We start from the raw sequence: 22336 nt of genomic DNA, 5'->3' as shown, positions 1-22336 counted from the left end.
AGCGTGATGAGTTTCCGCGAAACAGTCGAGGCCGTGTTTCCGTCGGTCATGGATCGGTTCGACGCGGTCCGGGAATCCGACGTGCTGCGTGCCTTGCAAAAGGACGTGATCGACGAATGGGATTATCTGGCGCTGCTGTCCGAGGCCGCCATTCCGCATCTGGAGGCCATGGCTCGCAAGTCCCATGACCTGACCACCCGCAACTTCGGCAGGACCATCAGCCTGTTCACTCCGCTGTACCTGTCCAATTTCTGCACCAACCATTGCGTGTACTGCGGGTTCAATTGCCGGAACGGCATTCCGCGCAGCCAGCTCGACATGGATCAGCTGGCGGTCGAAGCCAAGGCCATTGCCGACACCGGACTCAAGCATCTGCTCATCCTGACAGGCGAAGCTCCGAAAATGGCAGGCGTGGACTATCTGGAATCCTGCACCAGGGTATTGCGCAGATTCTTCCCTTCCGTGAGCATCGAGGTGTTCGCCATGACCGAGGAGGAATACGCGCGCATGGTTCGGGCCGGAGTGGACGGCATGACCATGTTTCAGGAGACATACAACAGCGAGTTGTATGCCGTGTTGCATCCGGCCGGACCGAAAAAGGACTATGCGTTCCGCGTGGATGCGCCGGAACGGGCCTGCAAGGCCGGGATGCGCGTGGTCAATGTGGGCGCGCTGCTCGGTCTGGACGAATGGCGGCGCGACGCCCTGTTCACCGGAATGCATGCCCAGTATCTTGAGACGAAATATCCCGAAGTGGACATTGCCGTGTCCCTGCCGCGCATGCGGCCGCATGCCGGGGATTTCCAGCCCACCACCGTGGCCTCGGACCGTGATCTGGTCCAGATCATGTGCGCGCTGCGGCTGTACATGCCCCGGCTGGGCATCACCATCTCCACGCGCGAGGCCCCGGAATTCCGCGAGAACATCCTGCCGCTGGGCGTGACCCGCATATCCGCAGGCGTGTCCGTGGAAGTGGGGGGCCACAGCCAGAAGGGCGAGAAGGTCGGTCAGTTCGAGATCGCGGACAGCCGAAGCGTGCCCGAGGTGTGCGACATGATCCGCTCCCGGGGATTCCAGCCCGTGTTCAAGGACTGGGAGCCCTTTGACGGAGTGCGTGCATGAACATGAGCGAGCAGGGCATGGCAACTTGGCTGGGCGCGGGATTCCTCGACTTCGTGAGCCGCGTGACCGTGGGCATTGCCGGAGCCGGGGGCCTTGGGTCCAACTGTGCCATGCATCTGGTCCGAAGTGGTTTTCGACGGTTCCTCGTGGCGGATTTCGACCGCGTGGAACCGTCGAACCTGAATCGGCAGTGCTTTTTCGCGGATCAGGTCGGGCAACTCAAGGTCGAGGCGCTGGCCGAAAATCTGCGTCGCGTGAATCCCGATGTGGTCGTGGACGCGAGACCTGTGCGCGTGGAAGCCGCTGATGCGGCCGATCTGTTCGCCGGATGCGATGCGGTTGTCGAGGCGTTCGACGATCCGGCCTGCAAGAAGGCGCTGGTCGAGGCCGTGGTTCCGTCGGGCAGGCTCGTGGTCGCTGCGTCCGGCATTGGCGGGTGCGGCAACAGCGATGCGGTGCGCATCCGTCGGATGCTGCCCAATTTCCATCTTGTGGGGGACATGGAAACCGAATGCTCTGTCGACCATCCGCCCCTGTCTCCCACTGTGGGCGTGGTCGCGGCAAAACAGGCGGACGTGGTTCTGCACCATTTTTTCGAACGATACAAACAGGGGGAGACCGCATGAGCGGAATCAATCGGCAAACCATCCTGAACACGGACATCTATTGCCTGACCGGGGAGAAGTTTTCCCTTGGACGGAACAACATCGAAGTGGTCGGCTCCATGCTGGAGGCTGGCGTCAAGCTTGTCCAGTACCGGGAAAAGCACAAGAAGATGGGGGCCAAGTACGAGGAGTGCCTGAAGATCCGGGAAATGACCCGGGAGGCTGGCGCAGCGTTCATCGTCAACGATGACGTGCATCTGGCCGTGCTCGTGGGCGCGGACGGCGTGCATGTCGGGCAGGAGGACCTGCCTCTGGAAGCGGTGCGGCAGCTTGTGGGGCCGGACATGGCCATCGGTCTGTCCACGCATGCTCCGGAAGAGGCGCGCGAGGCCGTGGCGCGTGGCGCGGACTACATCGGGGTCGGTCCGATCTTTCGGACCGCCACCAAGGAGGACGTGTGCGCCCCGGTGGGCTTCGAATATCTCGAATTTGTGGCGAACAGCATTGATCTGCCTTTTGTAGCCATTGGCGGCATCAAGGAGGACAATGTCGGAGAAGTGGTGCGGCGCGGGTGTTCCTGCGTGGCCATGATTACCGAGGTTGTCGGCGCGCAGGACATTCCCGCGAAAATTCAATCGCTTCGCAACGCCATGCAAAGCGCATAAGGAGAATATGGAAATGACATTCACCACCCAGATGGACGCGGCCCGCAAGGGCATTGTCACCCCGCAGATGGAAACCGTGGCCCGCAAGGAACGCATGCGCATCGAGGATTTGATGGAGCGCATGGCCAAGGGAACGGTCATCATTCCGGCGAACAGAAATCACACCAGCCTGGAAGGCGCGGCCGTGGGCGAGGGCACTCGCACCAAGGTCAACGTCAATCTCGGCATCTCCAAGGACTGCTCGGACGTGGACAAGGAGCTGGACAAGGTGCGCGCGGCCTTGGCCCTCAATGCCGAGGCCATCATGGACCTGAGCTGCTTCGGCAAGACCCGCGAGTTTCGTCAGGCCCTCGTGAACATGTCCCCGGCCATGATCGGCACCGTGCCCATCTACGATGCCGTGGGGTTCTACGACAAGAATCTTCAGGACATCACCGTTGACGAATTCTTCAAGGTCGTGGAGGCCCACGTGCATGACGGCGTGGACTTCCTGACCATCCATGCGGGTCTGAACCGCGCGGCAGCGGCCAAGGTACGGCAGGGCGGCAGGCTGACCAACATCGTGTCCCGCGGCGGTTCCCTGCTGTACACCTGGATGGAAATCAACGACGCGGAAAACCCGTTCTACGAGCATTATGACAGACTGCTCGACATCTGCGAGGCACATGACGTGACTCTGAGCCTCGGAGATGGCTGCCGTCCCGGCTGTCTGCACGATTCCACGGATGCGTCCCAGGTCGAGGAGCTCATCACGCTGGGCGAACTGACCAAACGCGCATGGGAGCGCAATGTGCAGGTCATGATCGAGGGGCCGGGCCATATGGCCCTGAATGAGATTCCGGGCAACATGATGATGGAAAAGCGTTTGTGCCACGGCGCGCCGTTCTACGTGCTGGGTCCCATTGTCACGGACGTAGCCCCGGGCTATGACCATATCACTTCCGCCATCGGCGGGGCCGTGGCCGCACAGCACGGCGCGGACTTCCTGTGCTATGTCACCCCGGCCGAGCATCTGCGTCTGCCCACCCTTGAAGACATGAAGGAAGGCATCATCGCGACCCGCATCGCAGCCCATGCCGCGGATATTGCCAAGGGACTGCCCGGCGCGCGGGAATGGGACGATGAAATGAGCGGGGCACGCGCCGCTCTGGACTGGGACGCCATGTTCAAGCTCGCCATGGACCCGGTGCGGCCCAAGGAGTACAGGGCCTCCTCCGAACCCGAACACAAGGATTCCTGCTCCATGTGCGGCAAGATGTGCGCCGTGCGCAACATGAACCGCATCATGGAAGGCAAGGACATCCAGCTTGATGACTAGCTGTTCGTGATCCGAACGCCTTGCGGCCCTGCCCGGAACATCGGACAGGGCCGTTTTTTTCTTGCAATGCCGGGATGTTTTCACATCCTCGGGTTGGCTTTTTGTCGGATAGGGTGTATATCGCCGCCATACTCGGAAATCCGGGTCGCTGTCATGCATGCGGCCCTGTAGCGGCGTGATGCCTTGATTCCGCCGCAGTAGAGAACAGGGGCACGGTCCGTGTCCGCGAACCAGAGGAAAGCAGATGGCGAGGAAAACCAGAGAGGAGGCGCTCAAGACGAGGGCCATGCTCCTCGACGCGGCCTTGGCCGTGTTTTTGCGCAAGGGGTATTTCAGGACGTCCCTGACCGACATCGCCGAGGAGGTCGGCATGACCCGGGGCGCGGTATACGGTCATTTCAGGAACAAGGTGGATTTGTATACCTCGCTGCTCGACGACGTGTTTCAGCCCATTGAGGATTTCTTCAATGCATTGATGCGTGAAGAGTCCTCGGGCAACGGCCTGCGGGCCGTGATGGAGAACTGGTTCGAAAATCTGGCGGAAAACGAGCGGTTGCTTCAGGCTCTGGAGCTGGACCTGCACCGTACGGAGCGGTGCGAGGAGTTGCAGCCCCGGGACGAGGAGATCAAGGAACGGTTCAAGGGATACATGGCGTCCGTGGAAAATCATTTCCGCAAGGGACAGGAACTGGGCTGGGTAAAGCCGGAGCTGGACCCCGGCGCAGCTGCAACCTATTTCATGGCCGTACTCATCGGCATGGGACATTATCGTCTTGATCAGCCGGATCGGCACGATTGGCGGGCTTCCGTTCCCTTGTTCGTGGACATGTTCTTCCACGGCGTGGCCAGATAGTTCTGCCGCGAGCAGAAAAAAGAAAGGCTTGCGAATTTGATTCGCAAGCCTTTTTGATATCTGTGGTAGCGGGGGCCAGATTTGAACTGACGACCTTCGGGTTATGAGCCCGACGAGCTACCGAACTGCTCCACCCCGCGTCACTGCGAAAAGAGTTCTAGGCTGTGAGGGGTGCGGTGTCAACGGAAAAATGAAAAATATTTGAAATGGTTCGGTTCGGGATTGTATTGACGTGCCTGAACCGGGCGCATACCTTGGATTTTGTGTCGATAATGCATGCAGAGATATTCCCAAGGCGTTTGGAGGGGCGGTTATGAGACCCGTTGTTGTTGCCATCTATTCCGATTACGTTTGACCTTTCTGCTATGTCGGCAAAGGTATTGTCGAACAGTTGCGAGATGAATTCGTGATTCGGGATGAATGGCTGCCCTATGAATTGCACCCGGAAACTCCGCAGCAGGGGGTACTGCTTGCGGAGCAATTTCTCGGAATGGATTTCGAGGCGTTCTTTCATGATCTGGATAGGCGCGGCAGGCCCATGGGGATTCGATTCGACGTGCAGGAGCTCATGAGCAACTCGCGGCTTGCGTTGCAGGCTGGCGAGTTCGCCCGGGATTGCGATCTGCATGAGGAATTCCACGAGGCCGTGTTTCAGGCGTATTTCACGGACTGTCTGGACATCGGGCAGCGGGATGTGGTGCTGGCCGTTGCCCGGAAAACCGGTTTGGACACGGATGCGCTGATTCGTGCGTGGAACGACAATACGTATCAGCCGCGTCTGGATCGGACGCGGCAGGCCGCGTTGGAAGTGCCGGTCAAGGCCGCACCCACATTCGTGATCAAGGGGGGAGAGGTCATTACCGGGGCACAGCCCGTGGAAACGTTTCGCAAGGCGTTTGCCGAAGTGGCCGGAGGATGAGGGAAAAGAAAAAAGGCCTGCGAACCGAATTCGCAAGCCTTTGTGCTATCGTGTGGTAGCGGGGGCCAGATTTGAACTGACGACCTTCGGGTTATGAGCCCGACGAGCTACCGAACTGCTCCACCCCGCGTCACGTGAGAAAAAGGTTCTAGGCAGTCGGCCCGAGTTTGTCAACAACTTATTTACAAGAATCCGAAAATTCCGTATTCCTGCTCCGCTATGGATGATTCCCGTAAATTTTCCGTTGTCCTGCCCGTATATAATGAACAGGACAATCTGACGTTGCTCTTCGAGGAGCTGAAAAAGGCCGCGGATTCCACCGGACAGGAGTGGGAAGCCGTATTTGTTGACGATGCCAGCACCGATGACAGTCTCTCCGTCATCAGGGGGCTTGCCCAGTCGCATCCCGAGGTCCGGTTCGTGGCTTTTGCCGAGAATCGTGGCCAGTCCGCCGCGTTTTGCGCCGGGTTCGATGCTGCCCGGTTTCCCGTGGTGATCACCATGGATTCCGATCTGCAGAACGATCCCGCCGACATTCCGGCCATGCTGAACCTGTTCGGTCAGGAGTGCGAGATGGTCATCGGCTGGCGTGCCAAGCGCAAGGACACTTTGGTGAAACGGCTTTCGTCCAGAATTGCCAATGCCGTCCGGGACTGGTTCACGGACGATGGCGTCCGCGACACCGGATGTTCGCTCAAGGTGATGCGGGCCGACTATCTGGCCGAATTGCCCCGGTTTCGCAACATGCACCGGTTTCTGCCCATTCTCATGAAGATGCAGGGTGCGCGGATAAGGGAGATCGAAGTCAATCACCGCCAGCGGCATCGGGGCGAGTCCAAGTACGGTACCTGGGACCGGGCCGTGGCCGGATTGTACGATCTGATCGGCGTGCAGTGGCTCATTCGCCGTCATCTCGACTATACGGTGAAGGAAAAGAAGTAGGATGTCCCTGCCGGAAAACTGGTGGCTGCTCGCGATGACCGTCGCGGGGCAGGCGGTTTTCTTTCTCCGGCATGCGATTTTACGTTTCCACACGAAAGAGGTACAACCCTTTCCGCGTTGGGCACTGGTCTGTGGCTGGACCGGAACCGGTGCGGGAATGGCCTATGGAGCGGCGCAGAGCGATCCCGTGTTTGTCACGGGACAGGCGTGCGTCGCATATATTCTTTTCAGGCTGCAAAGGCAGGAATGATGCCGGAAATCAACGGCGCGACAAACAGGGGCTGGAAGTCCGCAATCAAGGGCATTGTCATGCTGGCCGTGCTGGCAGGGGGCGTGTATCTCGCCAGAACCGCCGGACTGGCCGACATGCTCGAGGATACGCAGTGGTTCAATGACCACATCCTTGGTTCCGGGCCCATGTCCGTGGTCATCTACCTGCTTGTGGCCGCTGCGTTCACCGGACTGGGATTGCCGCGTCAGCTCGTGGCCTTTCTGGGCGGATTCGCGTTCGGCGCGGTAAGCGGTACGCTGCTGGCCACGCTTGGTTCCGGCATGGGCTGTGCCTTGGCTGCGGGCTATGCCCGGCTTGGCGGGCGGGAATTCGTGGCCCGGAAGTTCGGGCATCGGGTCAAGGCGATCGACGCATTTCTGAGCCGCGAGCCCTTCAACATGGCCCTGACCATCCGGCTGTTTCCCCTTGGAAGCAATCTCATCACCAATCTGGCCGCAGGCGTGAGTTCCATTCCCCTGTCCCGCTTCGTGCTCGGCTCGACCCTCGGCTATATTCCCCAGAATTTGATCTTCGCGCTTTTCGGTTCCGGCCTGAATGCCGATTCCTCCACGGGCGTGGTCCTGTCCCTGGGCACGTCCGCCGTGCTGCTTGCCGTGTCCGCATGGCTCGGCGTGCGGCTGTATCGCCGGTATCGCGCCGAGGCGGCTGCTGCCGTGGGCGACGAATAGCCGTTCTCTTCGTTTTTCCCTTCTATTCGAATCCGAGCCGCCGTGCGGCCCAGTGTTTCCACACGAGCCAGACCAGGGTTCCCGTGATCAGACCGAATGCCCATCCGGCAAGCACGTCCGTGGGGTAGTGCTTGGCCAGATAGAGCCGGGAATAGCCGACTGCCAAGGGCAGAAGCAACGGCCATTTTTTCAGTCCGGGCCAGAGCGTCATGGCGAGCAGAGCCAGACACATGGTGTTCGCGGCATGGGACGACGGGTAGGATGTGCCGTTCTCCTTGGTCTGGACAAAGTCGGCAGGGCGTTGCCGCCACTGACCGTCTTCCTGATAATGCACGCCAGCCAGAGCGTTGAGCGGGCGGACGCGTTGCACCTGCTTCTTGACGAAATTGGCGGAAAGATCCGTGAGCCCCATGCCGACCAGCAGCACCAGAAACAGGATGAGCTGACGTTTGCCCTTGCGCAGCACGGTCAGGATCGCGGCGATGCCGAGCAGCCCGAGCATCAGATATTTCGAGGACAGCGCTGGCATGAGCACGTCGAAAAAAGCGCATCGCAACTGGGTGTTCACGAGCAGGAACAGATCAAGGTCAAGAGATGGCGTCTGGAACAGCATGGAGTCCTCTTGCGGTCGACAGCATGTTGAGAAAAAGGTGATTTTCTGTTTTCATGTATTGAATTCCAGCTTTTTCAAGCCTTGCATCCCACCATTTCCGAACAGCCTGCATTCTGTTTTTTTCAGCGGTCTGATTCAGTCCGTTATTCGGCAAAAAGCGATTTCTGCACGGCATCGGGTGGGTGATGGCCGAGCAGGGACGGGGACAGCGGATCATGCGCGGCGCGGTTCCTGACGGAACGCGCAAAGTCGGCATTGGCATAGCAATAGGTGCAGCCGAACACGCAGGAATCATACATGCCGATGTCGCGTGATGCGGAGCACAGGCAATGAGGCCGCTGGCCCGAATCCTTATGGCACGGAATGGACAGGTTGAAAACCGTGTTCAGGCGAGCTGCGTCGATGCAGGCTCCGGGCCGGACCGTGGCATTGGCAAAGGCTTCGCTCTGGGCGCAGGTCTGGAAGGTCATGCCCGATTGTTCGGCAATTGCTGCCATGTCGGCCAGCAGCGGCAATACGGATTCTGGGGAGGGGGTCAGTTCGGGCTGCAATTCCTCGGATATTCTTTTCATTCGTTTCACGGTCTTGCCATACGGGTCCATGACGCTGACGATGCATTGATGCGTGGCTCCCTGAAGCAGGGTGGCGATCTGCTGAAAATTGTTTTGGTGAAAGAATGCATTCGTGACGCGGGAGAGCACGATGGGGTCGTATCGCCACGCCACGCGATCCGGGCCGACTCGTTCCGCAAGCCGGAGGAAAGTGTCCAGCCGTGCCGGAAACGACGGCATGTTCGGTTCCATGTCCGGCGGGTAGCTCATCAGGGTGAAGAGAAACGTGTAGGGAATGCCGAATGCGTCCAGTTCGTCGAGCATGGGCAGGAAACGGGCCGGGTATCGGGTCCAGAAGACAATGGCGTCCACTTCCGTTCTGTTCAGGGGGATGGTGGACACCTGTTTTGCATTGAATGGATTGGGCACGGTGCAGAAGCCCGCGCGCATGCGGTTCATGAACCATTCCGGGTACAGGGCGGGAATGTCGGTGCGGCGGCTGGCGCTGACGATCATGGTTGCCTCTTGCGTGTTGGTTTGTCCGGAGGAAATGGTTGCGCAATCCTGCGTTGCCTGTCAATGTGTCCGCCAAGATGACGGCAGTTGGTGAAAAACAGAAAAAAATCGCGGTAGTCATGCCTCGGCTCAGTCCGTACGGTGGTGCGGAATCCTTTGCGCTCAGGCTTTCGGATGCCTTGGCGCGCAAAGGGCATGCCGTGGATTTCATTTGTGCTCGTGTGGAAGCCGAGCCGCCGCATGGCGTCAGGCCTGTGGTCGTGGGGCGTTTCGGCGGGTGCCGATGGATCAAGATCGTCTGGTTCGCTGTTGCTGCGGAGTTCGCGCGCAGGCGCGGAAAGTATGATTTGACCGTGGGACTGGGGAAGACGTTTCGTCAGGATTTGCTGCGCATCGGTGGCGGCCCGCAGACCACGTTCTGGAAGTTGTCCAGAGAAGCCTGGCCTGCCGGCTTTCCCCGTTTCTTCAAGATGCTGCGCCGCCGTCTTTCTCCGTCGTCCTGGGCCACGCATGTTCTGGATGTGCTGCGGTTTCGCCATTCCCGGGAAATCGTCGCGGTTTCCCACTTCGTGCGGGATTTGATTCTGGAGGCCAATCCGCATCTGAACAGGGATGATGTGCGGGTCGTCTACAATCGTCCTGATCTGACCCGCTATACTCCAGTGCCCCCCGAGGAGCGCCAGCAGCTCAGAAAGGCGCATGGCATTGCGGAAACGGATGTTGTCATTGCCACGGCCGCAACCAACTTCGTTCTCAAGGGCATTGGCCCGTTGCTGCGGGCATTGGCTCGACTGCCGCAGAATTTTCGGCTGCGTGTGGCCGGGGGCCGCAAACCGGACAAGTATCTCACGTTGGCCCGCAGGCTGGGCGTTGCGGATCGGGTGGAATTTCTGGGCCGTGTCGACGACATGCCGCAGTTCTATCGGACTGCGGATGTCTTTGCCTTGGCCACGTATTACGATGCATGTTCCAATGCCGTGCTTGAAGCCTTGGCGTGCGGGTGCCGGGTGGTTTCCAGCGCGCGCAATGGGAGCGCCCATTTTCTGTCCGAAGAGTGGATTTTTTCTGACCCCGGAGATGAAGTCGAATTGGCCCGCGTTCTTGCGTCGGCTGCCGAACACCCCTTGGCCGCCCCCTTCTGCTGGCCGGAAAACGGCAGCTTCGGCGTGGCTCCATATGTTGATCTGATAGAAAACATGCTCGCGAACACCGCGAGGTGACAATCATGGCTATACGAATCGGATTTCTGACTCCTTCCGGAGCCAACTTGCCCAGTGTGCGTTTTCGGGTGCTGCCTTTTGTTGATCTCGGCAGACAGCAGGGACTTGATTTCTTTTGGAAGCGTATTCCCAAGAGCATGGTGCGCCGGTATCCCTTTTTCAGTCGTCTCCCCTGGGCTGATGTCTATGTTGTGCAGCAAAAACTTTTTTCCACATTGGAACTGTCGGCCCTGAGACGCAAGTGCGGCAAGTTGGTGTTTGATTTCGATGACGCTGTCTGGACTTTGCCTGCGCATGATTTGCAGGGCATGAAGCAGCGGAGGAGGGCGGCCAAGTTTGCCGATCGGTTCGGTCGTCAGTGCGCCTCTTCGGATTTGTGTATAGCCGGGAATCGTTTTCTCGCTGACAAGGCTTTGGAATATCAAAAAAATGTCAGTATCCTGCCAACGGGATTGGATACGGACAAATATGTGTGCGGCTCCGGCGGCAACGAGGGGGATGCGGTTCTGGTCGGCTGGATGGGGACGTCCGGCAATTTGCCGTATCTTGATGAGCCCATGGAGGCGTTGACTCCGCATGTCGGCCCCATTCAGTTTTCCGTGGTGTCGAACGCCAGATACGAGGGAGTGGGGAAAGACGTGACATTTTGGTCTGCCTGGTCTCCGGAATTGGAGGTGCGTCAATTGCAGGCCATGCATATTGGGCTCATGCCTCTGCATGACACCGAATACACCCGCGGCAAATGCGGATTCAAGATACTCCAGTACATGGCGTGCGGTGTTGTTCCCGTTGCTTCGGATGTCGGCGCGAATGCCGAGATCATCGAGCACGGCATGGACGGTTTTCTGGTCCGGAAACCCGAGGAGTGGGCTGAGTATGTGCTGCGCCTTGCCCATGATCCGGATTTGCGGGAGAAAATGGCTCAGGCCGCCCGGCGCAAGGTGGTTGCCGAATTCGACATAAAGGCCTTGGCTGATCGGCTGTGGCGTGTCCTCGGCGTGTGATCCGGTTGGGATAATAACAGTCATTCATTCGGGGGCAGCGTAACAGGAAACAAATGGAACCTGTTGCGCGGATATTGTTTTTTCGCCTGTGCCCGGGGCGCCATGGACCTGTGCTTTGGCGAATGGGCATTGTTTCTGTTGCAATGCTTCTGGTCGGGAGTTGCCTGTTCGGGGCGTTGGCCGGGAATAGACCTGTTCTGTTTGTGGCAAGCGGGAAGGATGATGGTGGCCGGGAATCGGTGTATCGACGCATTCTGTCCGAGGAATTCAAGCCTCGAGACCTGAATGCGTTTTTTCTTGGTATCGAATCGCAAGGGGGCCATGCAAGCGAACAGATGGTCCTCAGGGGGTTGCGGGAAATACGGGAAAATTCTCCGGCATTGGTCTTTCTTTCCGGGGATGCTGCTTTGCAGGCTTTGGGCAAGCCCTTGTCCGGAAAGGATTTCCCCGTCGTGTATCTGGGGGTTCGCGGCAATCCCAGAGCTGTCCTGGATGCGTCGGCACTGAATGTGACCGGCATTTTGGACCGGCCGCGAGTCAGGTTTTTCCCTTCCCTTCCTCAGGCTGTGCTCAGGAAACCGGTGTGCAAGGTCTTGCTGCTCATGGATCGCACCGAGGATTCCAAACGTCTTTGGGCTTCCATCCTGAATGGTTTCGACGACCCGGGATATCGACGCAGGTTGGCGATCAGAAGAGTTTTGGGATGGGAGGAGTGGCAGATGGAGGTCAAGGCCCTGAGGGCCAAGGGCTTTTGCGTGCTGGTCCTGTCCCGTTTGCACACCTTGCCCGATGCCGGGGGCGGAAAAGTGCTGCCCTCGGATATTCTGGCCTGGACCGTGAAATATTCCCCGGTTCCGGTGTTCTCACTGGTTCCGGAAGATGTGGGGCCCGGCAGGGCGCTCGGAGCCTTCTGGGTTGCCCCGGAAATTCAGGCCGGGGCCGCAGCAGACCTTGCCCGGTCCATCCTTGGCGGAGCACGTCCCTACATGTTCTCTGCGAAACCGCCGAAAGCCATTTCCCTGAGATTCAGCAAAAGGGAATTGCAACGGCTCGGCATTACCTTGCTGCCCGAAATTCTGTCCCGGTCCGAGATCGTGGAATAGCGCGCAGTCTAGCCGCGTTCGGCTTTGAGCTGCGCATCGAAATATTCGATGGTCTTGCGAAGCCCGATTTCCAGATTCACTCGGGGCTCCCAGCCTATGGTTGATTTGGCCAGGGTGATGTCCGGGCGGCGTTGCATGGGATCATCCGAAGGCAACGGCTTGAATTCGATTCTGGATTTCGATCCGGTCATGGCAATTACGGTTTCCGCCAGTTCGAGAATGGTGAACTCGCCGGGGTTGCCCAGATTCATGGGGCCGGTGAATTCGTCCGGAGTGTCCTGCATGAGACGGATCAGTCCGTCGACAAGGTCGTCGACATAGCAGAAACTGCGGGTCTGCTCTCCCTTGCCGTAGACCGTGATGGGTTTGCCCTGCAGGGCCTGAATGATGAAGTTCGAGACGACCCGGCCATCGTTCATGGCCATCCGCGGTCCGTAGGTATTGAAGATTCTGGCCACCTTGATGCGCAGCTTGTGTTGGCGGTGGTAGTCGAAGAAAAGGGTTTCGGCGCATCGTTTGCCTTCATCGTAGCATGCGCGTAATCCGTTGGGATTGACATGTCCCCAGTAGTCTTCCCTCTGGGGATGCATTTCGGGATCGCCGTAGACTTCGCTGGTCGAGGCCTGCAGAATCTTGCCCCGGATGCGTTTTGCCAGCCCCAGCATGTTGATGGCGCCGTGCACCGAGGTCTTGGTGGTCTGCACCGGATCGAACTGATAGTGGATCGGTGAGGCCGGGCAGGCCAGATTGTATATTTCATCCACTTCAATATATAACGGGAAGGTCACGTCGTGGCGCAACACCTCGAAGTACGGATTGTCGACGAGGTGCAGGATGTTTGCCTTCTGTCCGGTGAAGAAGTTGTCCACGCAAAGGACTTCATGCCCCATGTCGAGAAGGCGTTCGCAGAGATGGGATCCCAGAAAGCCGCTGCCGCCGGTGACGAGAATGGATTTTTTTGCCATGCGGTGAGAATTGCAATAAAAGGACCATTCTGTCAATGAATCCGTCGGGTTCTTTTTCCCGAGAAAGTTTCCGGATGAGGTTGACGCTTGCGTCTGCGCATGCGAGATAGCAACCAGAACCATTGTTTAAGGATATACCCAAATGATCGTTAAAATAGCTGAATGTCTGGAAGGCGCTCGCAGTGCGCAAGGGCTTGTCGTTGTCATTGATGTGTACAGGGCGTTTTCCCTTGCCTGTTATGCCGCGGCCAATGGTGCGGAAAGATACGTGGCCGTGGATGACGTGGATTTGGCGCGGGATATCGCGGCGCAGGAAAAGGGCGTTCTGGTCGGAGAGCGCGATTGCATCCGAATCGATGGTTTCGATTTCGGCAATTCCCCGACCGAGATTGAGCACGAGGATTTTTCCGGCAGAACATTGGTGCATACGACCAGCGCGGGGACGCAGGGGCTGGTGGCGGCCCTGGGGGCCGGAGAGGTGATCACCGGGGCGTTTGTCAATGCCGCTGCCGTGGTCGAGTATGTTCGGCGCACCGAACCTGAAGTCGTCACTCTGGTGGCCATGGGCGAGGCCGGACGGATGCGGGCGCAGGAAGACATGATGTGCGCCATGTACATCAAGAATGAGATCGAGAACTACCCGAACAGTTTCAAGACGTTGAAAAAATTTCTGGCCACGGTTCCCGGGGCCTTGAAGTTCTTTGATGAGACCAAGGACTATGCGCCGGAGCGGGATTTCGACCTGTGCATGGATCTGGATCGGTTCGATTTCGTGCTGAAGGCGGGGCCGCGCGACGGCGGTGGAGTCTGGTTGCGCAGGATTTCCGTGGCCTGAAGCCTTTTTTCTGATAGGAAAGCCCATGAGCAAACAGCTTCAGAAAGTTCTCATTGTCGACGATTCCCAGACCAATCTGGCTCTGCTGGATCACTTGCTGTCCCAGGAAGGGTGCGAGATCGTTCAGGCCAAGAACGGCATTGAGGCTGTGGAGCTGGTTCGTCGAAACGACTTTGCGCTCATTCTGCTGGATATCCAGATGCCGGGGATGAATGGCTATGAAGCTGCCATGCACATCAAGGAACTGGACCGCGGTCGTCATGTGCCCATCATCTTCATTACTGCCATTTATCAGGATGAGGAAAACATAAAGCAGGGCTACGAGTCGGGTGCCGTGGATTACATGTTTCGCCCGGTGGACGTGCAGGCCCTGAAAAGCAAGGTTCAGATTTTTCTGCAGATGAATCAGCAGAAGGCTCTGCTTGAGCGGGAGATCGAGCAGCGGAAGGCTGTCGAGGCCCAGTTGCGCAAGGCCGAGGAAAAATATCGTTCCCTGTTCGAACGCGCGGTCGAGGGAATTTTTCAACGGACATCGGATGGGAAATACCTTGAAGCCAATCCTGCGCTCGTCAAACTTCTGGGTTATGATTCCGCCTCGGAATTGATAGGGGTTTCCGGATCTTGGGATTCGATCATGGCCTTCGAGGAGGAGCGTCGTGCCTACCGTGAGGGGTTGGCGCGGGACGGTCTTGTCTCCAATTTCGAATTTCGGGCCCGGAGACGGAGTGGCGAAATCATCTGGTGTTCGGAGAGTTCCCGCGTGGTTCCGGCGTGCGACGAACATCCGGAATTGGTGGAAGGCGTTGTCGAAGACATCACCAAACGAAAGCGGACAGAGCTGGAGCTTCGCCATCTGGCGACTGTGGACAGTCTGACCGGCATTCCCAATCGGCATCTTTTCTTTGATCGTCTGGAACATGCCCTTGCTTCGGCAAAGCGATACGGCGTGGGCATTGCCGTGCTTTTCATCGATTTGGACGAGTTCAAGAAGGTCAACGATTCCAAAGGACATCAGGTTGGCGACGAATTGCTGCGCATGGTCGCCGAGCGTCTGAGCCAGCGGATCAGGGAGGCCGATACGCTGGCCCGGCTGGGTGGCGATGAGTTCGGCGTGCTGCTTGAAGGCCCGGATGGCGCGGAAAGTGCGTCCGTGGTGGCGGGCGGTCTTTTGGAAGTTCTGGAATCTCCGTTTGTCATCAATGGCGAACAGGTCTGTGTCGGTGCGACGATCGGCATCAGCCTGTATCCCGAAAACGGTCGCGACAGCATGACTCTGGTCAGTCGGGCCGATGCTGCCATGTACCACGCCAAGAAGCGCGGTGGTCACAAATTCGGCTACTTTTCCGAGTGCGGCGAATAGCCGCGTCCTTTCCTATTTCCTACCTTTATAGTCCTCCTTTTTAGTCGGGTAACTTGCCGAATTTGTTGCTGGTGTCATTGCCAAAATTTTCGCAATGTCCTTGACTTAGTTTTTTTTTCAGTGCATGACAGTGGACAACCTGTAAAAAGGTATTTTGCGGGTTTTTCAAGCAAAATTAAAGCCAAAGGATGGGGTATGATTTTTAGTTGGCTGCATTTTGCAATTATCCTCTTTTTGCTTGCTGGTATCCTGTTTGCCGTTGGCCCAATTCTCCTTGCTGTTCTGCTTGCACCGAAAGCAAGAGGCGGAGACATTGGCATGCCGTATGAGTGCGGTATGCGTCCATTCGGCGGAGCCTGGCAGCAGTGGGGCATATCCTACTATGTATATGCTCTGATCTTCCTCGCATTTGACGTTGATGTACTTTACCTGTTCCCGGTTTCAACGGCCTATGCGTCGGCAGAAGGATGGATTGCATTCGTCAAGGTGTTTATCTTTCTGTTCTTCCTAATTCTTTCCGTCATCTACTTCTGGGCAAAAGGGGTGTTTACATGGCCGCGCAGGATTCAATGATGCAGAAGGATTTCCTCACCGCCAACGGAAGTTACATCGACCAGCCCCTGGTCAACGTCCAGCTTGCACAGGACATACTGGACGTATGCCGTGCCATGTCTTTGTGGCCCATGACCTTCGGACTTGCCTGTTGCGCCATTGAAATGATGGCCACGGGCATGGCCCGCTGGGACATGGCCCGGTTCGGAGCCGAGGTGTTCCGGCCGTCCCCTCGCCAGTCGGACGTGATGATCGTCGCCGGAACCGTGACAAGGAAGCTGGCCCCGGCCGTTGTCAGGCTCTACGAGCAGATGCCCGCGCCCAAATGGGTCATTGCCATGGGCAACTGCGCTATTTCCGGCGGTCCTTTCAAGCTCAAGGAAAACTACAATGTGGTGGAAGGCGTGGACAAGATCATCCCGGTGGATGTGTACGTGCCCGGATGTCCGCCCAGACCCGAGGGGCTGCTCGAAGGGCTGTTCGAACTGCAGCGCAAGATAACCGGCAAGCGTTGGTGGCCTGTTGCCGCCGAACTGGAGGGCTAGTCATGCTGAACGTGCTGGATGGTGTCGCCACCTTGTGCGTGACCAGGGACAACCCGGCATCCACTGGCCATGCCTGGTCCGTGTTTCTGGCTCCGGGACAGATCGTCCGCGCTGCCGAGGAACTGTTTGCCGAGGAATATGTCCTCGAATCCATTCTCGCCTTGGACGTGGAGGAAGGTTTTCTCCTTGTCTATCATTTCAACAAATACTTCGTTGACGAGCGCATCGCCGTCAAGGTTCTGGTTTCCAGGGAGGACCCGACGGTTCCTTCCATTACCGGTATCTATGACGGCGCGGAATGGCACGAGCGGGAAGTGCGGGATTTCCATGGGGTGAATTTTGACGGCAATCCCAATCTGGTGCCGATTCTGCTGCCTGCGGACGATTTCGATCTGCATCCGTTGCTCAAGGACGACAAAAGCAGGAAGGCGCTTCGGGAGGTCATGAGCCTGGGCGAAGTCGTCACCTGTTCTTCGGAGATCGAACAGCTTTTTGCGGAAGAGGCCGAGGAAGAAGCCTCCACGGAATAGGCCGCGTGCCGGCCGGGATTCAAACCGGACTGAGGGATTATGGCTTTCCAGAATGCAGAGCACATCTCGGGTGATTTCTATACCCGGAAATTCGAAAAGGGAAAGCAGGACAATACCCTTATCGTCAACATGGGGCCGCAACATCCGTCCACGCACGGCGTGTTGCGGGTCATGCTGGAGATTGACGGGGAATACATCCTGCGGGCCGAGCCCGTTGTGGGCTACCTCCATCGCATGCATGAAAAGATGGGGGAAGCCAAGACCTGGGGCGGGTTCTACCCCAACCTGGGCCGCATCGATTACGGGCATGCCCTGAGTTGGAACTGGGCGTATTGCGGGGCCGTGGAGCGGCTTATGGGGATGGAAATCCCGGAAAAGGCCGAACTGCTTCGCGTCATTACCTGCGAACTCAACCGTCTGACCTCCCACCTGCTGTGGTGGGGCGCGTATATTCTTGATCTCGGGGCCTTCACCCCGATTCTGTATGCCTTTGATGACCGGGAAAAACTGCTGGACATCCTTCAGCGCCCCACGAATTCCCGCCTGACCTACGCGTATTTCCGCGTGGGCGGGGTCAAGGCCGATCTGGATGACGAGTGCATCCGGAAGATACGGGAATTCATTCCGTATTTCAGAAGCCGTCTGCCCATGTACAAGAATCTGGTCACGGATAACATCATCCTGCGCAAACGCATCGAGGGCATTGGCATCATCGATCGCGACATGTGCACGCGCTACGGCTGTACCGGTCCCGTGATTCGGGGCGCAGGCGTGCCGTACGACCTGCGGCGCAGCGAACCGTATTCCGTGTATGACAGGTTCGACTTCGAGGTCCCGACCCAGGATTCGGCCTGCTCGGCCGGACGGTATCTGGTGCGGATGTCCGAGATGGAGCAGAGCCTGCGAATCATTGAACAGGCCTTGGACATGCTGCCTTCGGCAGAGGGCGGCCACCTCATGGCCAAGGCGCCCAAGCCCGCCATGAAGCCGCCAGCGGGTGAAGCCTTCTTCGCCGTGGAAGGCGGACGCGGCAAGGTCGGCGTCTATGTCGTGTCCGATGGTTCCAAGAATCCGTATCGGGTGAAGCTCCGTGCACCGGGATATTCCAATCTGCACGCCTTTGCCGAGGCCGCGCAGGGAACCATTCTGGCGGATGCCGTGGCCATCTTGGGCAGCCTGGACCTGATCATCCCGGAAATCGACAGGTAGGGTGGGCAAATGAACGCATACATACCGCAACTCATTCATCTGATCATCGCCATTGTCGCCTGCATGCTGTGGCTGGCGCTGAACGCCTTGCTGCTGGTCTACTGCGAACGCAAGTTCGCGGGGCATATCCAGCGCAGACCCGGTCCCTTCGAGGTCGGACCCCACGGCATTCTCCAGCCGCTCATCGACGGCGTGAAGCTCATGTGCAAGCAGCTTGTCACTCCGGATGGGGCCGATCCCTATCTGTACTGGCTTGCTCCGATGCTTTCCATGCTTCCGGTCATGCTGCTTTACATGCCCATCCCCTACGGTCCGGTTCTGACCGGTCTGGAAGTGAACCTCGGGCTGCTGCTGATACTGGCCTTTTCCGGATTCAACGTGCTGGCCCTGCTTCTGGCGGGCTGGGGCTCCAACAACAAGTGGGGCATCCTCGGTGCGGCCCGCGCCGTGGCACAGTCCGTGGCCTACGAGATTCCGCTTCTGCTGTCGGTTCTGGCCATTGCCTTCATGACCGGCACGCTGAACATGAGCGAAATCACGGCGCAGCAGGGGGCATGGCCCTGGCAATGGAACGTGGTTACCCAGCCTCTGGCCTTCATCGTGTTCATGGTCAGCATGTTCGGGGAAACCAACCGTGCGCCGTTCGATCTGGCCGAGGCCGAATCCGAACTGACCGCAGGGTTCCATACCGAATATTCCTCCATGGGATTCGGCCTCTTCTTCATGGCCGAATACGGGTACATGGTCGTGATCTGTTCCGTGTGCTCTGTACTGTTCCTCGGCGGGTTCAAGGGCCCGATCATGGACGGCTGGTGGTGGATGCTGCTCAAGACCTACGCGTTGCTGTTCGTCATGATCTGGGCGCGCTGGACATTCCCTCGCGTCCGTTTCGACCAGCTTCTGAACATCAACTGGAAATGGCTGTTGCCTCTGGCCACGTTCAATCTGCTGGCAACCGCCTTCATCATGAAGCTGTAAGGAGCGAGCATGAACGCATTTCGAAAACACATCCTTCAGCCGATCATCGACTGCTGGAGCCTGTTCGTGGGCTTCGGAGTTACGGGCAAGTATTTCTGCAACAAGCTCGTGACCGTGCATTATCCCCGTCAGACCGTGGAGGAAGAGAACCTCGATACCTATGGCGGGCATATTGAACTGGTGGGCAAACCCAAGGACCCGGCCATGCCCAAATGCATTTCCTGCATGATGTGCGTGACCAACTGCCCGAGCAAATGCCTGACCGTGGTCAAGCAGAAGCCGCCCAAGCCCACCCCGGAGCAGGAAAAGGCCATGAAGGAGGCCGAGGAAAAGGGGGAAAAGGTCTCCAAGCCCAAGGCTCCCAAGAATCCGGCCAAATTCATCTACGACTACTCGCTGTGCAGCCTGTGCGGCACCTGCATTGAAAATTGTCCGACGAAATCCCTTCGGTATTCGAGCAATTTCTACTGGGTCGCCTCGGATCGCAAGGAACTCAAGCTGGATCTCCTCGCCCGGCTCAGGGAACAGGCCAAATCCATGCCTGCTTCCGCCCCCAAGGCCGAGGCCAAGCCGGCCAAAGCGGAGAAGGAGGCGTAATCAATGGAAGTCATGGCTAAAGTGGCATTCGGGGTCTACACCCTCTTCATATTGTGCGGCGCCATCGCTGCGGTCTCGGCAAACAGCCTTGTCCGCGCTCTGGTCGGCCTGATCACCACCCTCGTGGGGGTGGCGGGCATGTATCTCATGCTGGCATCGCCGTTCATGGCCTTCATGCAGCTGCTCATTTACGTGGGCGCGGTCAGCGTGCTGATTTTCTTTGCCATCATGCTGACACCGGCCCAGTCCGAGAGCGAAGACAATCGGCCTGCGTCCATGAAAAAGTACGTGTACAGCCTGGCTGGGGCCGCGGCTCCGGCAGGCGTGCTCGGCTGGGTGGTCCTGACCGCCAAGGTGGACAGCACGGCGGTTCCCGTCGAGGTGGGAATCGAGGCGCTTGGGCACGGGCTTCTCGGCTCGTATCTTCTGCCGTTCGAGATCATTTCGGCTGTGCTGATGGTGGCCATGTCCGGAGCCGTGCTTCTGGCATGGGAGAAGAGGGGGAAGAAATGAGTGCGCTGACTCTCTATCAGATCGTGGCTCTCATTCTGCTCTCGGCCGGGCTGTTCGGCCTGTGCCAGCGCAGGAGCCTCGTCGGCATGCTGATCTCCGTGGAGCTGATGCTCAACGGTGCGGGCCTGTCCATTGTGGCGGCGGCCCAGCTCACGGAGTTCGATGCGGTCCTCGGCCAGCTCGGCACCCTGTTCGTCATGGGGCTTGCCGCTGCCGAAGCCACGCTCGTGCTGGCGATCATCGTGGTAATTGCCCGGCGGTTCGGATCCGCCAGAACCAGTGAAATCACTACGCTGAAGGATTGATTATGATCGACGGGGTTACAATCGAAAGTTCCCGGATTCTTCTGCCTGTGGCGATCACGCTGGTCGCTCCGTTCGCCATCTGGCTCAACCGGAAAAACGAGAACAACCGCGAGGCGTGCAGCTTCATTGCCGCCGCGCTGACGTTCCTGTCCGTGCTGTCCCTGGCCCCGGCCGTGCTGGACGGCAAGGTCTGGGGCTTCACGCTGTTCCACATCATGCCCGGCATCACGGTCTCGTTCGCGGCCGACGGCCTGAGCATGATCTTCGGCATCGTGGCTTCGTTCCTGTGGTTCTTCGCAACCAGCTACAACATCGGCTACATGCGGGAACTCAGGGAACACGCCCAGACCCGGTACTACATCTGTTTTGCAACCGCGATCTTCGGCGCCATGGGCGTCAGCTTCTCGGCGAACGTGTTCACCCTGTATCTCTTCTATGAAGTCATCACGGTGTTCACCTATCCGCTGGTCGCGCATCATCAGGACAGGGAAGCATTCATCGGCGCGCGGAAGTACATCATCTACCTGATGGGTACCTCCAAGCTCTTCCTGCTGCCCGCCATGGTCCTGACCTACGTGCTGTGCGGCACTCTTGATTTCAACCTGACGGACATCGCTCACGGCATGTTCCCGGCAGAGGTTGTTGCCGAACATCCCAGACTGGTGGCCATGACCTACGTCCTGTTCATCGCGGGTATCGGCAAGGCCGCGCTCATGCCGTTCCACAACTGGCTGCCTTCGGCAATGGTCGCACCCACTCCGGTGTCGGCGTTGCTGCATGCGGTGGCAGTGGTCAAGGCAGGCGTGTTCTGCGTGAGCCGCCTGATCCTGTCCGCGTTCGGCACCAAGACACTGGGAGGCCTGACCCTGAGCATGCTGTACATCGGCGAGCCCGGATCCGGTCTGGGGGACACGAATCTCGGCATAGCCACTGCGTTCGTGGCGGCATTCACCATTGTGGTCGCCTCGTTCATCGCGCTGACCAAGGACGACATCAAGGCGCGTCTGGCCTATTCCACGGTCAGCCAGCTTTCCTATGTGGTCATCGGCGTGGCCATGCTCGCCGACTCCGCAGTGCAGGGCGGGCTGATGCACATTGCCCACCACGCGTTTTCCAAGATCACGCTCTTCTTCGGCGCAGGCGCAATCTACGTGGCCACGCATCTGAAGAAGATCAGCCTGATGAACGGGCTGGGGCGCAGGATGCCCTGGACGTTCGCGGCATTCGGGCTGGCGTCCGTGTCCATGATAGGCATGCCGCCGGTCTGCGGCTTCGTGTCCAAATGGTATCTGGTCAATGGCACGCTTCAGGTCGGGCAGACCGTGCTTCTGGTTGCCCTGCTGCTGTCCACGGCCCTGAACGCCGGGTACTTCGTGCCCATCCTGTACAGGGCATTCTTCAAGAAGCCTGCACCGGACGCCAACATCGAACAGTACAATGAAGCGCCAAAGGTGATGGTCATTCCGCTGTTCGCGACGGGTGTGATTTCGGTTCTGCTGGGCCTGTATCCCCAGACGTTCCTCAACTTCATCAACGTCTTCGGGAAGTTCTAGGGG

Annotated in this window: 25 protein-coding genes, 2 tRNA genes and 1 pseudogene; 23 read left to right on the top strand and 5 right to left on the bottom strand. The window is 58.4% G+C overall.

What is annotated here, in order from left to right; translation table 11 throughout:
• The first annotated feature begins 6 nt into the window (after window positions 1–6).
• The 5 genes from thiH (at window position 7) to MPN23_RS06240 (ending at window position 4563) form a co-directional block, all read left to right on the top strand.
• A complete protein-coding gene (thiH, locus tag MPN23_RS06260; protein ID WP_243546844.1) occupies window positions 7–1122 on the top strand; it encodes a 2-iminoacetate synthase ThiH in 1116 nt (371 codons plus the stop codon).
• The gene (gene thiF, locus MPN23_RS06255; protein WP_243546843.1) at window positions 1119–1748 is read left to right on the top strand and encodes a sulfur carrier protein ThiS adenylyltransferase ThiF; all 630 of its coding nucleotides are present in this window, start codon (window positions 1119–1121) and stop codon (window positions 1746–1748) included. Before thiH ends, thiF begins: the two co-directional genes overlap by 4 nt.
• Window positions 1745–2392, top strand: a complete 648-nt coding sequence (thiE, locus tag MPN23_RS06250) for a thiamine phosphate synthase (RefSeq protein WP_243546842.1) — start codon at window positions 1745–1747, stop codon at window positions 2390–2392. Before thiF ends, thiE begins: the two co-directional genes overlap by 4 nt.
• Before the next feature lie 13 nt (window positions 2393–2405).
• Window positions 2406–3710 (top strand): phosphomethylpyrimidine synthase ThiC, encoded by a 1305-nt coding sequence (thiC, locus tag MPN23_RS06245; protein WP_243546841.1) that lies wholly within the window; start codon window positions 2406–2408, stop codon window positions 3708–3710.
• A gap of 244 nt (window positions 3711–3954) precedes the next feature.
• Window positions 3955–4563: a TetR family transcriptional regulator gene (locus MPN23_RS06240; protein ID WP_243546840.1), complete on the top strand. Its 609-nt coding sequence runs from the start codon at window positions 3955–3957 to the stop codon at window positions 4561–4563.
• Between the two features lie 63 nt (window positions 4564–4626).
• Here MPN23_RS06240 and MPN23_RS06235 read toward each other — a convergent pair.
• Window positions 4627–4703, bottom strand: a tRNA-Met gene (locus MPN23_RS06235).
• A gap of 227 nt (window positions 4704–4930) precedes the next feature.
• Between MPN23_RS06235 and MPN23_RS06230 the strand changes: the two are divergent.
• Window positions 4931–5482, top strand: a pseudogene (locus MPN23_RS06230) (DsbA family oxidoreductase); the annotation flags it as partial.
• A gap of 53 nt (window positions 5483–5535) precedes the next feature.
• Here MPN23_RS06230 and MPN23_RS06225 read toward each other — a convergent pair.
• A tRNA-Met gene (locus MPN23_RS06225) sits at window positions 5536–5612 on the bottom strand.
• A gap of 89 nt (window positions 5613–5701) precedes the next feature.
• On the opposite strand from MPN23_RS06225, the gene MPN23_RS06220 reads away from it, so the two are divergent.
• Genes MPN23_RS06220 through MPN23_RS06210 form a run of 3 tightly spaced genes read left to right on the top strand, consistent with a single transcriptional unit; the run spans window position 5702 to window position 7384 of the window.
• Window positions 5702–6424: a glycosyltransferase family 2 protein gene (locus MPN23_RS06220; RefSeq protein ID WP_243546838.1), complete on the top strand. Its 723-nt coding sequence runs from the start codon at window positions 5702–5704 to the stop codon at window positions 6422–6424.
• A 1-nt stretch (window position 6425) separates the two neighbouring features.
• Window positions 6426–6674, top strand: a complete 249-nt coding sequence (locus tag MPN23_RS06215; RefSeq protein WP_243546837.1) for a lipid A biosynthesis domain-containing protein — start codon at window positions 6426–6428, stop codon at window positions 6672–6674.
• Window positions 6674–7384 (top strand): TVP38/TMEM64 family protein, encoded by a 711-nt coding sequence (locus tag MPN23_RS06210; protein WP_243546836.1) that lies wholly within the window; start codon window positions 6674–6676, stop codon window positions 7382–7384. Before MPN23_RS06215 ends, MPN23_RS06210 begins: the two co-directional genes overlap by 1 nt.
• Before the next feature lie 22 nt (window positions 7385–7406).
• On the opposite strand, the gene MPN23_RS06205 is transcribed toward MPN23_RS06210, so the two are convergent.
• Window positions 7407–7997, bottom strand: coding sequence for a phosphatase PAP2 family protein (locus MPN23_RS06205; RefSeq protein WP_243546835.1), 591 nt, complete (start codon window positions 7995–7997; stop codon window positions 7407–7409).
• A gap of 143 nt (window positions 7998–8140) precedes the next feature.
• On the bottom strand, window positions 8141–9064 hold the full coding sequence (locus MPN23_RS06200) for a DUF1848 domain-containing protein (RefSeq protein ID WP_243546834.1): 924 nt from the start codon (window positions 9062–9064) through the stop codon (window positions 8141–8143).
• Window positions 9065–9183: 119 nt separating this feature from the next.
• On the opposite strand from MPN23_RS06200, the gene MPN23_RS06195 reads away from it, so the two are divergent.
• The 3 genes from MPN23_RS06195 to MPN23_RS06185 all read left to right on the top strand — a co-directional run bounded on the left by MPN23_RS06195 (window position 9184) and on the right by MPN23_RS06185 (window position 12391).
• A complete protein-coding gene (locus MPN23_RS06195; protein ID WP_243546833.1) occupies window positions 9184–10284 on the top strand; it encodes a glycosyltransferase family 4 protein in 1101 nt (366 codons plus the stop codon).
• A gap of 5 nt (window positions 10285–10289) precedes the next feature.
• Window positions 10290–11288, top strand: a complete 999-nt coding sequence (locus tag MPN23_RS06190) for a glycosyltransferase family 4 protein (RefSeq protein WP_243546832.1) — start codon at window positions 10290–10292, stop codon at window positions 11286–11288.
• Window positions 11289–11869: 581 nt separating this feature from the next.
• Window positions 11870–12391 (top strand): hypothetical protein, encoded by a 522-nt coding sequence (locus MPN23_RS06185; RefSeq protein ID WP_243546831.1) that lies wholly within the window; start codon window positions 11870–11872, stop codon window positions 12389–12391.
• 8 nt (window positions 12392–12399) lie between these two features.
• Here MPN23_RS06185 and MPN23_RS06180 read toward each other — a convergent pair whose 3' ends face one another.
• Complete coding sequence (locus MPN23_RS06180) at window positions 12400–13356, bottom strand: UDP-glucuronic acid decarboxylase family protein (protein WP_243546830.1); 957 nt, start codon at window positions 13354–13356, stop codon at window positions 12400–12402.
• Between the two features lie 142 nt (window positions 13357–13498).
• Here MPN23_RS06180 and MPN23_RS06175 point away from each other — a divergent pair, with 142 nt between their 5' ends.
• From MPN23_RS06175 to MPN23_RS06125, 11 genes are all read left to right on the top strand, one after another.
• The gene (locus MPN23_RS06175) at window positions 13499–14191 is read left to right on the top strand and encodes a 2-phosphosulfolactate phosphatase (RefSeq protein ID WP_243546829.1); all 693 of its coding nucleotides are present in this window, start codon (window positions 13499–13501) and stop codon (window positions 14189–14191) included.
• Between the two features lie 25 nt (window positions 14192–14216).
• Window positions 14217–15551, top strand: a complete 1335-nt coding sequence (locus tag MPN23_RS06170) for a GGDEF domain-containing response regulator (protein WP_243546828.1) — start codon at window positions 14217–14219, stop codon at window positions 15549–15551.
• A gap of 195 nt (window positions 15552–15746) precedes the next feature.
• Window positions 15747–16124 (top strand): NADH-quinone oxidoreductase subunit A, encoded by a 378-nt coding sequence (locus MPN23_RS06165; RefSeq protein ID WP_243546827.1) that lies wholly within the window; start codon window positions 15747–15749, stop codon window positions 16122–16124.
• Entirely contained in the window at window positions 16103–16648 is a 546-nt protein-coding gene (locus MPN23_RS06160; protein WP_243546826.1) for an NADH-quinone oxidoreductase subunit B, read from the top strand. Before MPN23_RS06165 ends, MPN23_RS06160 begins: the two co-directional genes overlap by 22 nt.
• A 2-nt stretch (window positions 16649–16650) precedes the next feature.
• Window positions 16651–17178, top strand: a complete 528-nt coding sequence (locus tag MPN23_RS06155) for an NADH-quinone oxidoreductase subunit C (protein ID WP_243546825.1) — start codon at window positions 16651–16653, stop codon at window positions 17176–17178.
• 39 nt (window positions 17179–17217) lie between these two features.
• A complete protein-coding gene (locus tag MPN23_RS06150) occupies window positions 17218–18387 on the top strand; it encodes an NADH-quinone oxidoreductase subunit D (RefSeq protein WP_243546824.1) in 1170 nt (389 codons plus the stop codon).
• 9 nt (window positions 18388–18396) lie between these two features.
• On the top strand, window positions 18397–19365 hold the full coding sequence (gene nuoH / locus MPN23_RS06145; protein WP_243546823.1) for an NADH-quinone oxidoreductase subunit NuoH: 969 nt from the start codon (window positions 18397–18399) through the stop codon (window positions 19363–19365).
• Between the two features lie 9 nt (window positions 19366–19374).
• Window positions 19375–19962, top strand: a complete 588-nt coding sequence (locus MPN23_RS06140; RefSeq protein ID WP_243546822.1) for a 4Fe-4S binding protein — start codon at window positions 19375–19377, stop codon at window positions 19960–19962.
• 3 nt (window positions 19963–19965) lie between these two features.
• Window positions 19966–20475, top strand: coding sequence for an NADH-quinone oxidoreductase subunit J family protein (locus MPN23_RS06135; RefSeq protein ID WP_243546821.1), 510 nt, complete (start codon window positions 19966–19968; stop codon window positions 20473–20475).
• Window positions 20472–20780, top strand: coding sequence for an NADH-quinone oxidoreductase subunit NuoK (nuoK, locus tag MPN23_RS06130; protein ID WP_243546820.1), 309 nt, complete (start codon window positions 20472–20474; stop codon window positions 20778–20780). Before MPN23_RS06135 ends, nuoK begins: the two co-directional genes overlap by 4 nt.
• Before the next feature lie 2 nt (window positions 20781–20782).
• Window positions 20783–22333, top strand: a complete 1551-nt coding sequence (locus MPN23_RS06125) for a monovalent cation/H+ antiporter subunit D family protein (protein WP_243546819.1) — start codon at window positions 20783–20785, stop codon at window positions 22331–22333.
• Window positions 22334–22336: the final 3 nt, after the last annotated feature.

Origin of the sequence: Pseudodesulfovibrio tunisiensis (assembly GCF_022809775.1) — a bacterium.
GTDB classification, from domain to species: Bacteria; Desulfobacterota; Desulfovibrionia; order Desulfovibrionales; family Desulfovibrionaceae; genus Pseudodesulfovibrio; species Pseudodesulfovibrio tunisiensis.
The sequence above is the reverse complement of the archived record's forward strand: the minus strand, read 5'-3'. Positions and strand labels throughout refer to the sequence as shown.

What these genes read in the sequence shown, in the direction of transcription:
- thiH (WP_243546844.1), top strand. Translation starts at nt 7, where the DNA reads ATGAGTTTCCGCGAAACAGTCGAGGCCGTGTTTCCGTCGGTCATGGAT.
- thiF (WP_243546843.1), top strand. Translation starts at nt 1,119, where the DNA reads ATGAACATGAGCGAGCAGGGCATGGCAACTTGGCTGGGCGCGGGATTC.
- thiE (WP_243546842.1), top strand. Translation starts at nt 1,745, where the DNA reads ATGAGCGGAATCAATCGGCAAACCATCCTGAACACGGACATCTATTGC.
- thiC (WP_243546841.1), top strand. Translation starts at nt 2,406, where the DNA reads ATGACATTCACCACCCAGATGGACGCGGCCCGCAAGGGCATTGTCACC.
- MPN23_RS06240 (WP_243546840.1), top strand. Translation starts at nt 3,955, where the DNA reads ATGGCGAGGAAAACCAGAGAGGAGGCGCTCAAGACGAGGGCCATGCTC.
- MPN23_RS06220 (WP_243546838.1), top strand. Translation starts at nt 5,702, where the DNA reads ATGGATGATTCCCGTAAATTTTCCGTTGTCCTGCCCGTATATAATGAA.
- MPN23_RS06215 (WP_243546837.1), top strand. Translation starts at nt 6,426, where the DNA reads ATGTCCCTGCCGGAAAACTGGTGGCTGCTCGCGATGACCGTCGCGGGG.
- MPN23_RS06210 (WP_243546836.1), top strand. Translation starts at nt 6,674, where the DNA reads ATGCCGGAAATCAACGGCGCGACAAACAGGGGCTGGAAGTCCGCAATC.
- MPN23_RS06205 (WP_243546835.1), bottom strand. Translation starts at nt 7,997, where the DNA reads ATGCTGTTCCAGACGCCATCTCTTGACCTTGATCTGTTCCTGCTCGTG.
- MPN23_RS06200 (WP_243546834.1), bottom strand. Translation starts at nt 9,064, where the DNA reads ATGATCGTCAGCGCCAGCCGCCGCACCGACATTCCCGCCCTGTACCCG.
- MPN23_RS06195 (WP_243546833.1), top strand. Translation starts at nt 9,184, where the DNA reads ATGCCTCGGCTCAGTCCGTACGGTGGTGCGGAATCCTTTGCGCTCAGG.
- MPN23_RS06190 (WP_243546832.1), top strand. Translation starts at nt 10,290, where the DNA reads ATGGCTATACGAATCGGATTTCTGACTCCTTCCGGAGCCAACTTGCCC.
- MPN23_RS06180 (WP_243546830.1), bottom strand. Translation starts at nt 13,356, where the DNA reads ATGGCAAAAAAATCCATTCTCGTCACCGGCGGCAGCGGCTTTCTGGGA.
- MPN23_RS06175 (WP_243546829.1), top strand. Translation starts at nt 13,499, where the DNA reads ATGATCGTTAAAATAGCTGAATGTCTGGAAGGCGCTCGCAGTGCGCAA.
- MPN23_RS06170 (WP_243546828.1), top strand. Translation starts at nt 14,217, where the DNA reads ATGAGCAAACAGCTTCAGAAAGTTCTCATTGTCGACGATTCCCAGACC.
- MPN23_RS06165 (WP_243546827.1), top strand. Translation starts at nt 15,747, where the DNA reads ATGATTTTTAGTTGGCTGCATTTTGCAATTATCCTCTTTTTGCTTGCT.
- MPN23_RS06160 (WP_243546826.1), top strand. Translation starts at nt 16,103, where the DNA reads ATGGCCGCGCAGGATTCAATGATGCAGAAGGATTTCCTCACCGCCAAC.
- MPN23_RS06155 (WP_243546825.1), top strand. Translation starts at nt 16,651, where the DNA reads ATGCTGAACGTGCTGGATGGTGTCGCCACCTTGTGCGTGACCAGGGAC.
- MPN23_RS06150 (WP_243546824.1), top strand. Translation starts at nt 17,218, where the DNA reads ATGGCTTTCCAGAATGCAGAGCACATCTCGGGTGATTTCTATACCCGG.
- nuoH (WP_243546823.1), top strand. Translation starts at nt 18,397, where the DNA reads ATGAACGCATACATACCGCAACTCATTCATCTGATCATCGCCATTGTC.
- MPN23_RS06140 (WP_243546822.1), top strand. Translation starts at nt 19,375, where the DNA reads ATGAACGCATTTCGAAAACACATCCTTCAGCCGATCATCGACTGCTGG.
- MPN23_RS06135 (WP_243546821.1), top strand. Translation starts at nt 19,966, where the DNA reads ATGGAAGTCATGGCTAAAGTGGCATTCGGGGTCTACACCCTCTTCATA.
- nuoK (WP_243546820.1), top strand. Translation starts at nt 20,472, where the DNA reads ATGAGTGCGCTGACTCTCTATCAGATCGTGGCTCTCATTCTGCTCTCG.
- MPN23_RS06125 (WP_243546819.1), top strand. Translation starts at nt 20,783, where the DNA reads ATGATCGACGGGGTTACAATCGAAAGTTCCCGGATTCTTCTGCCTGTG.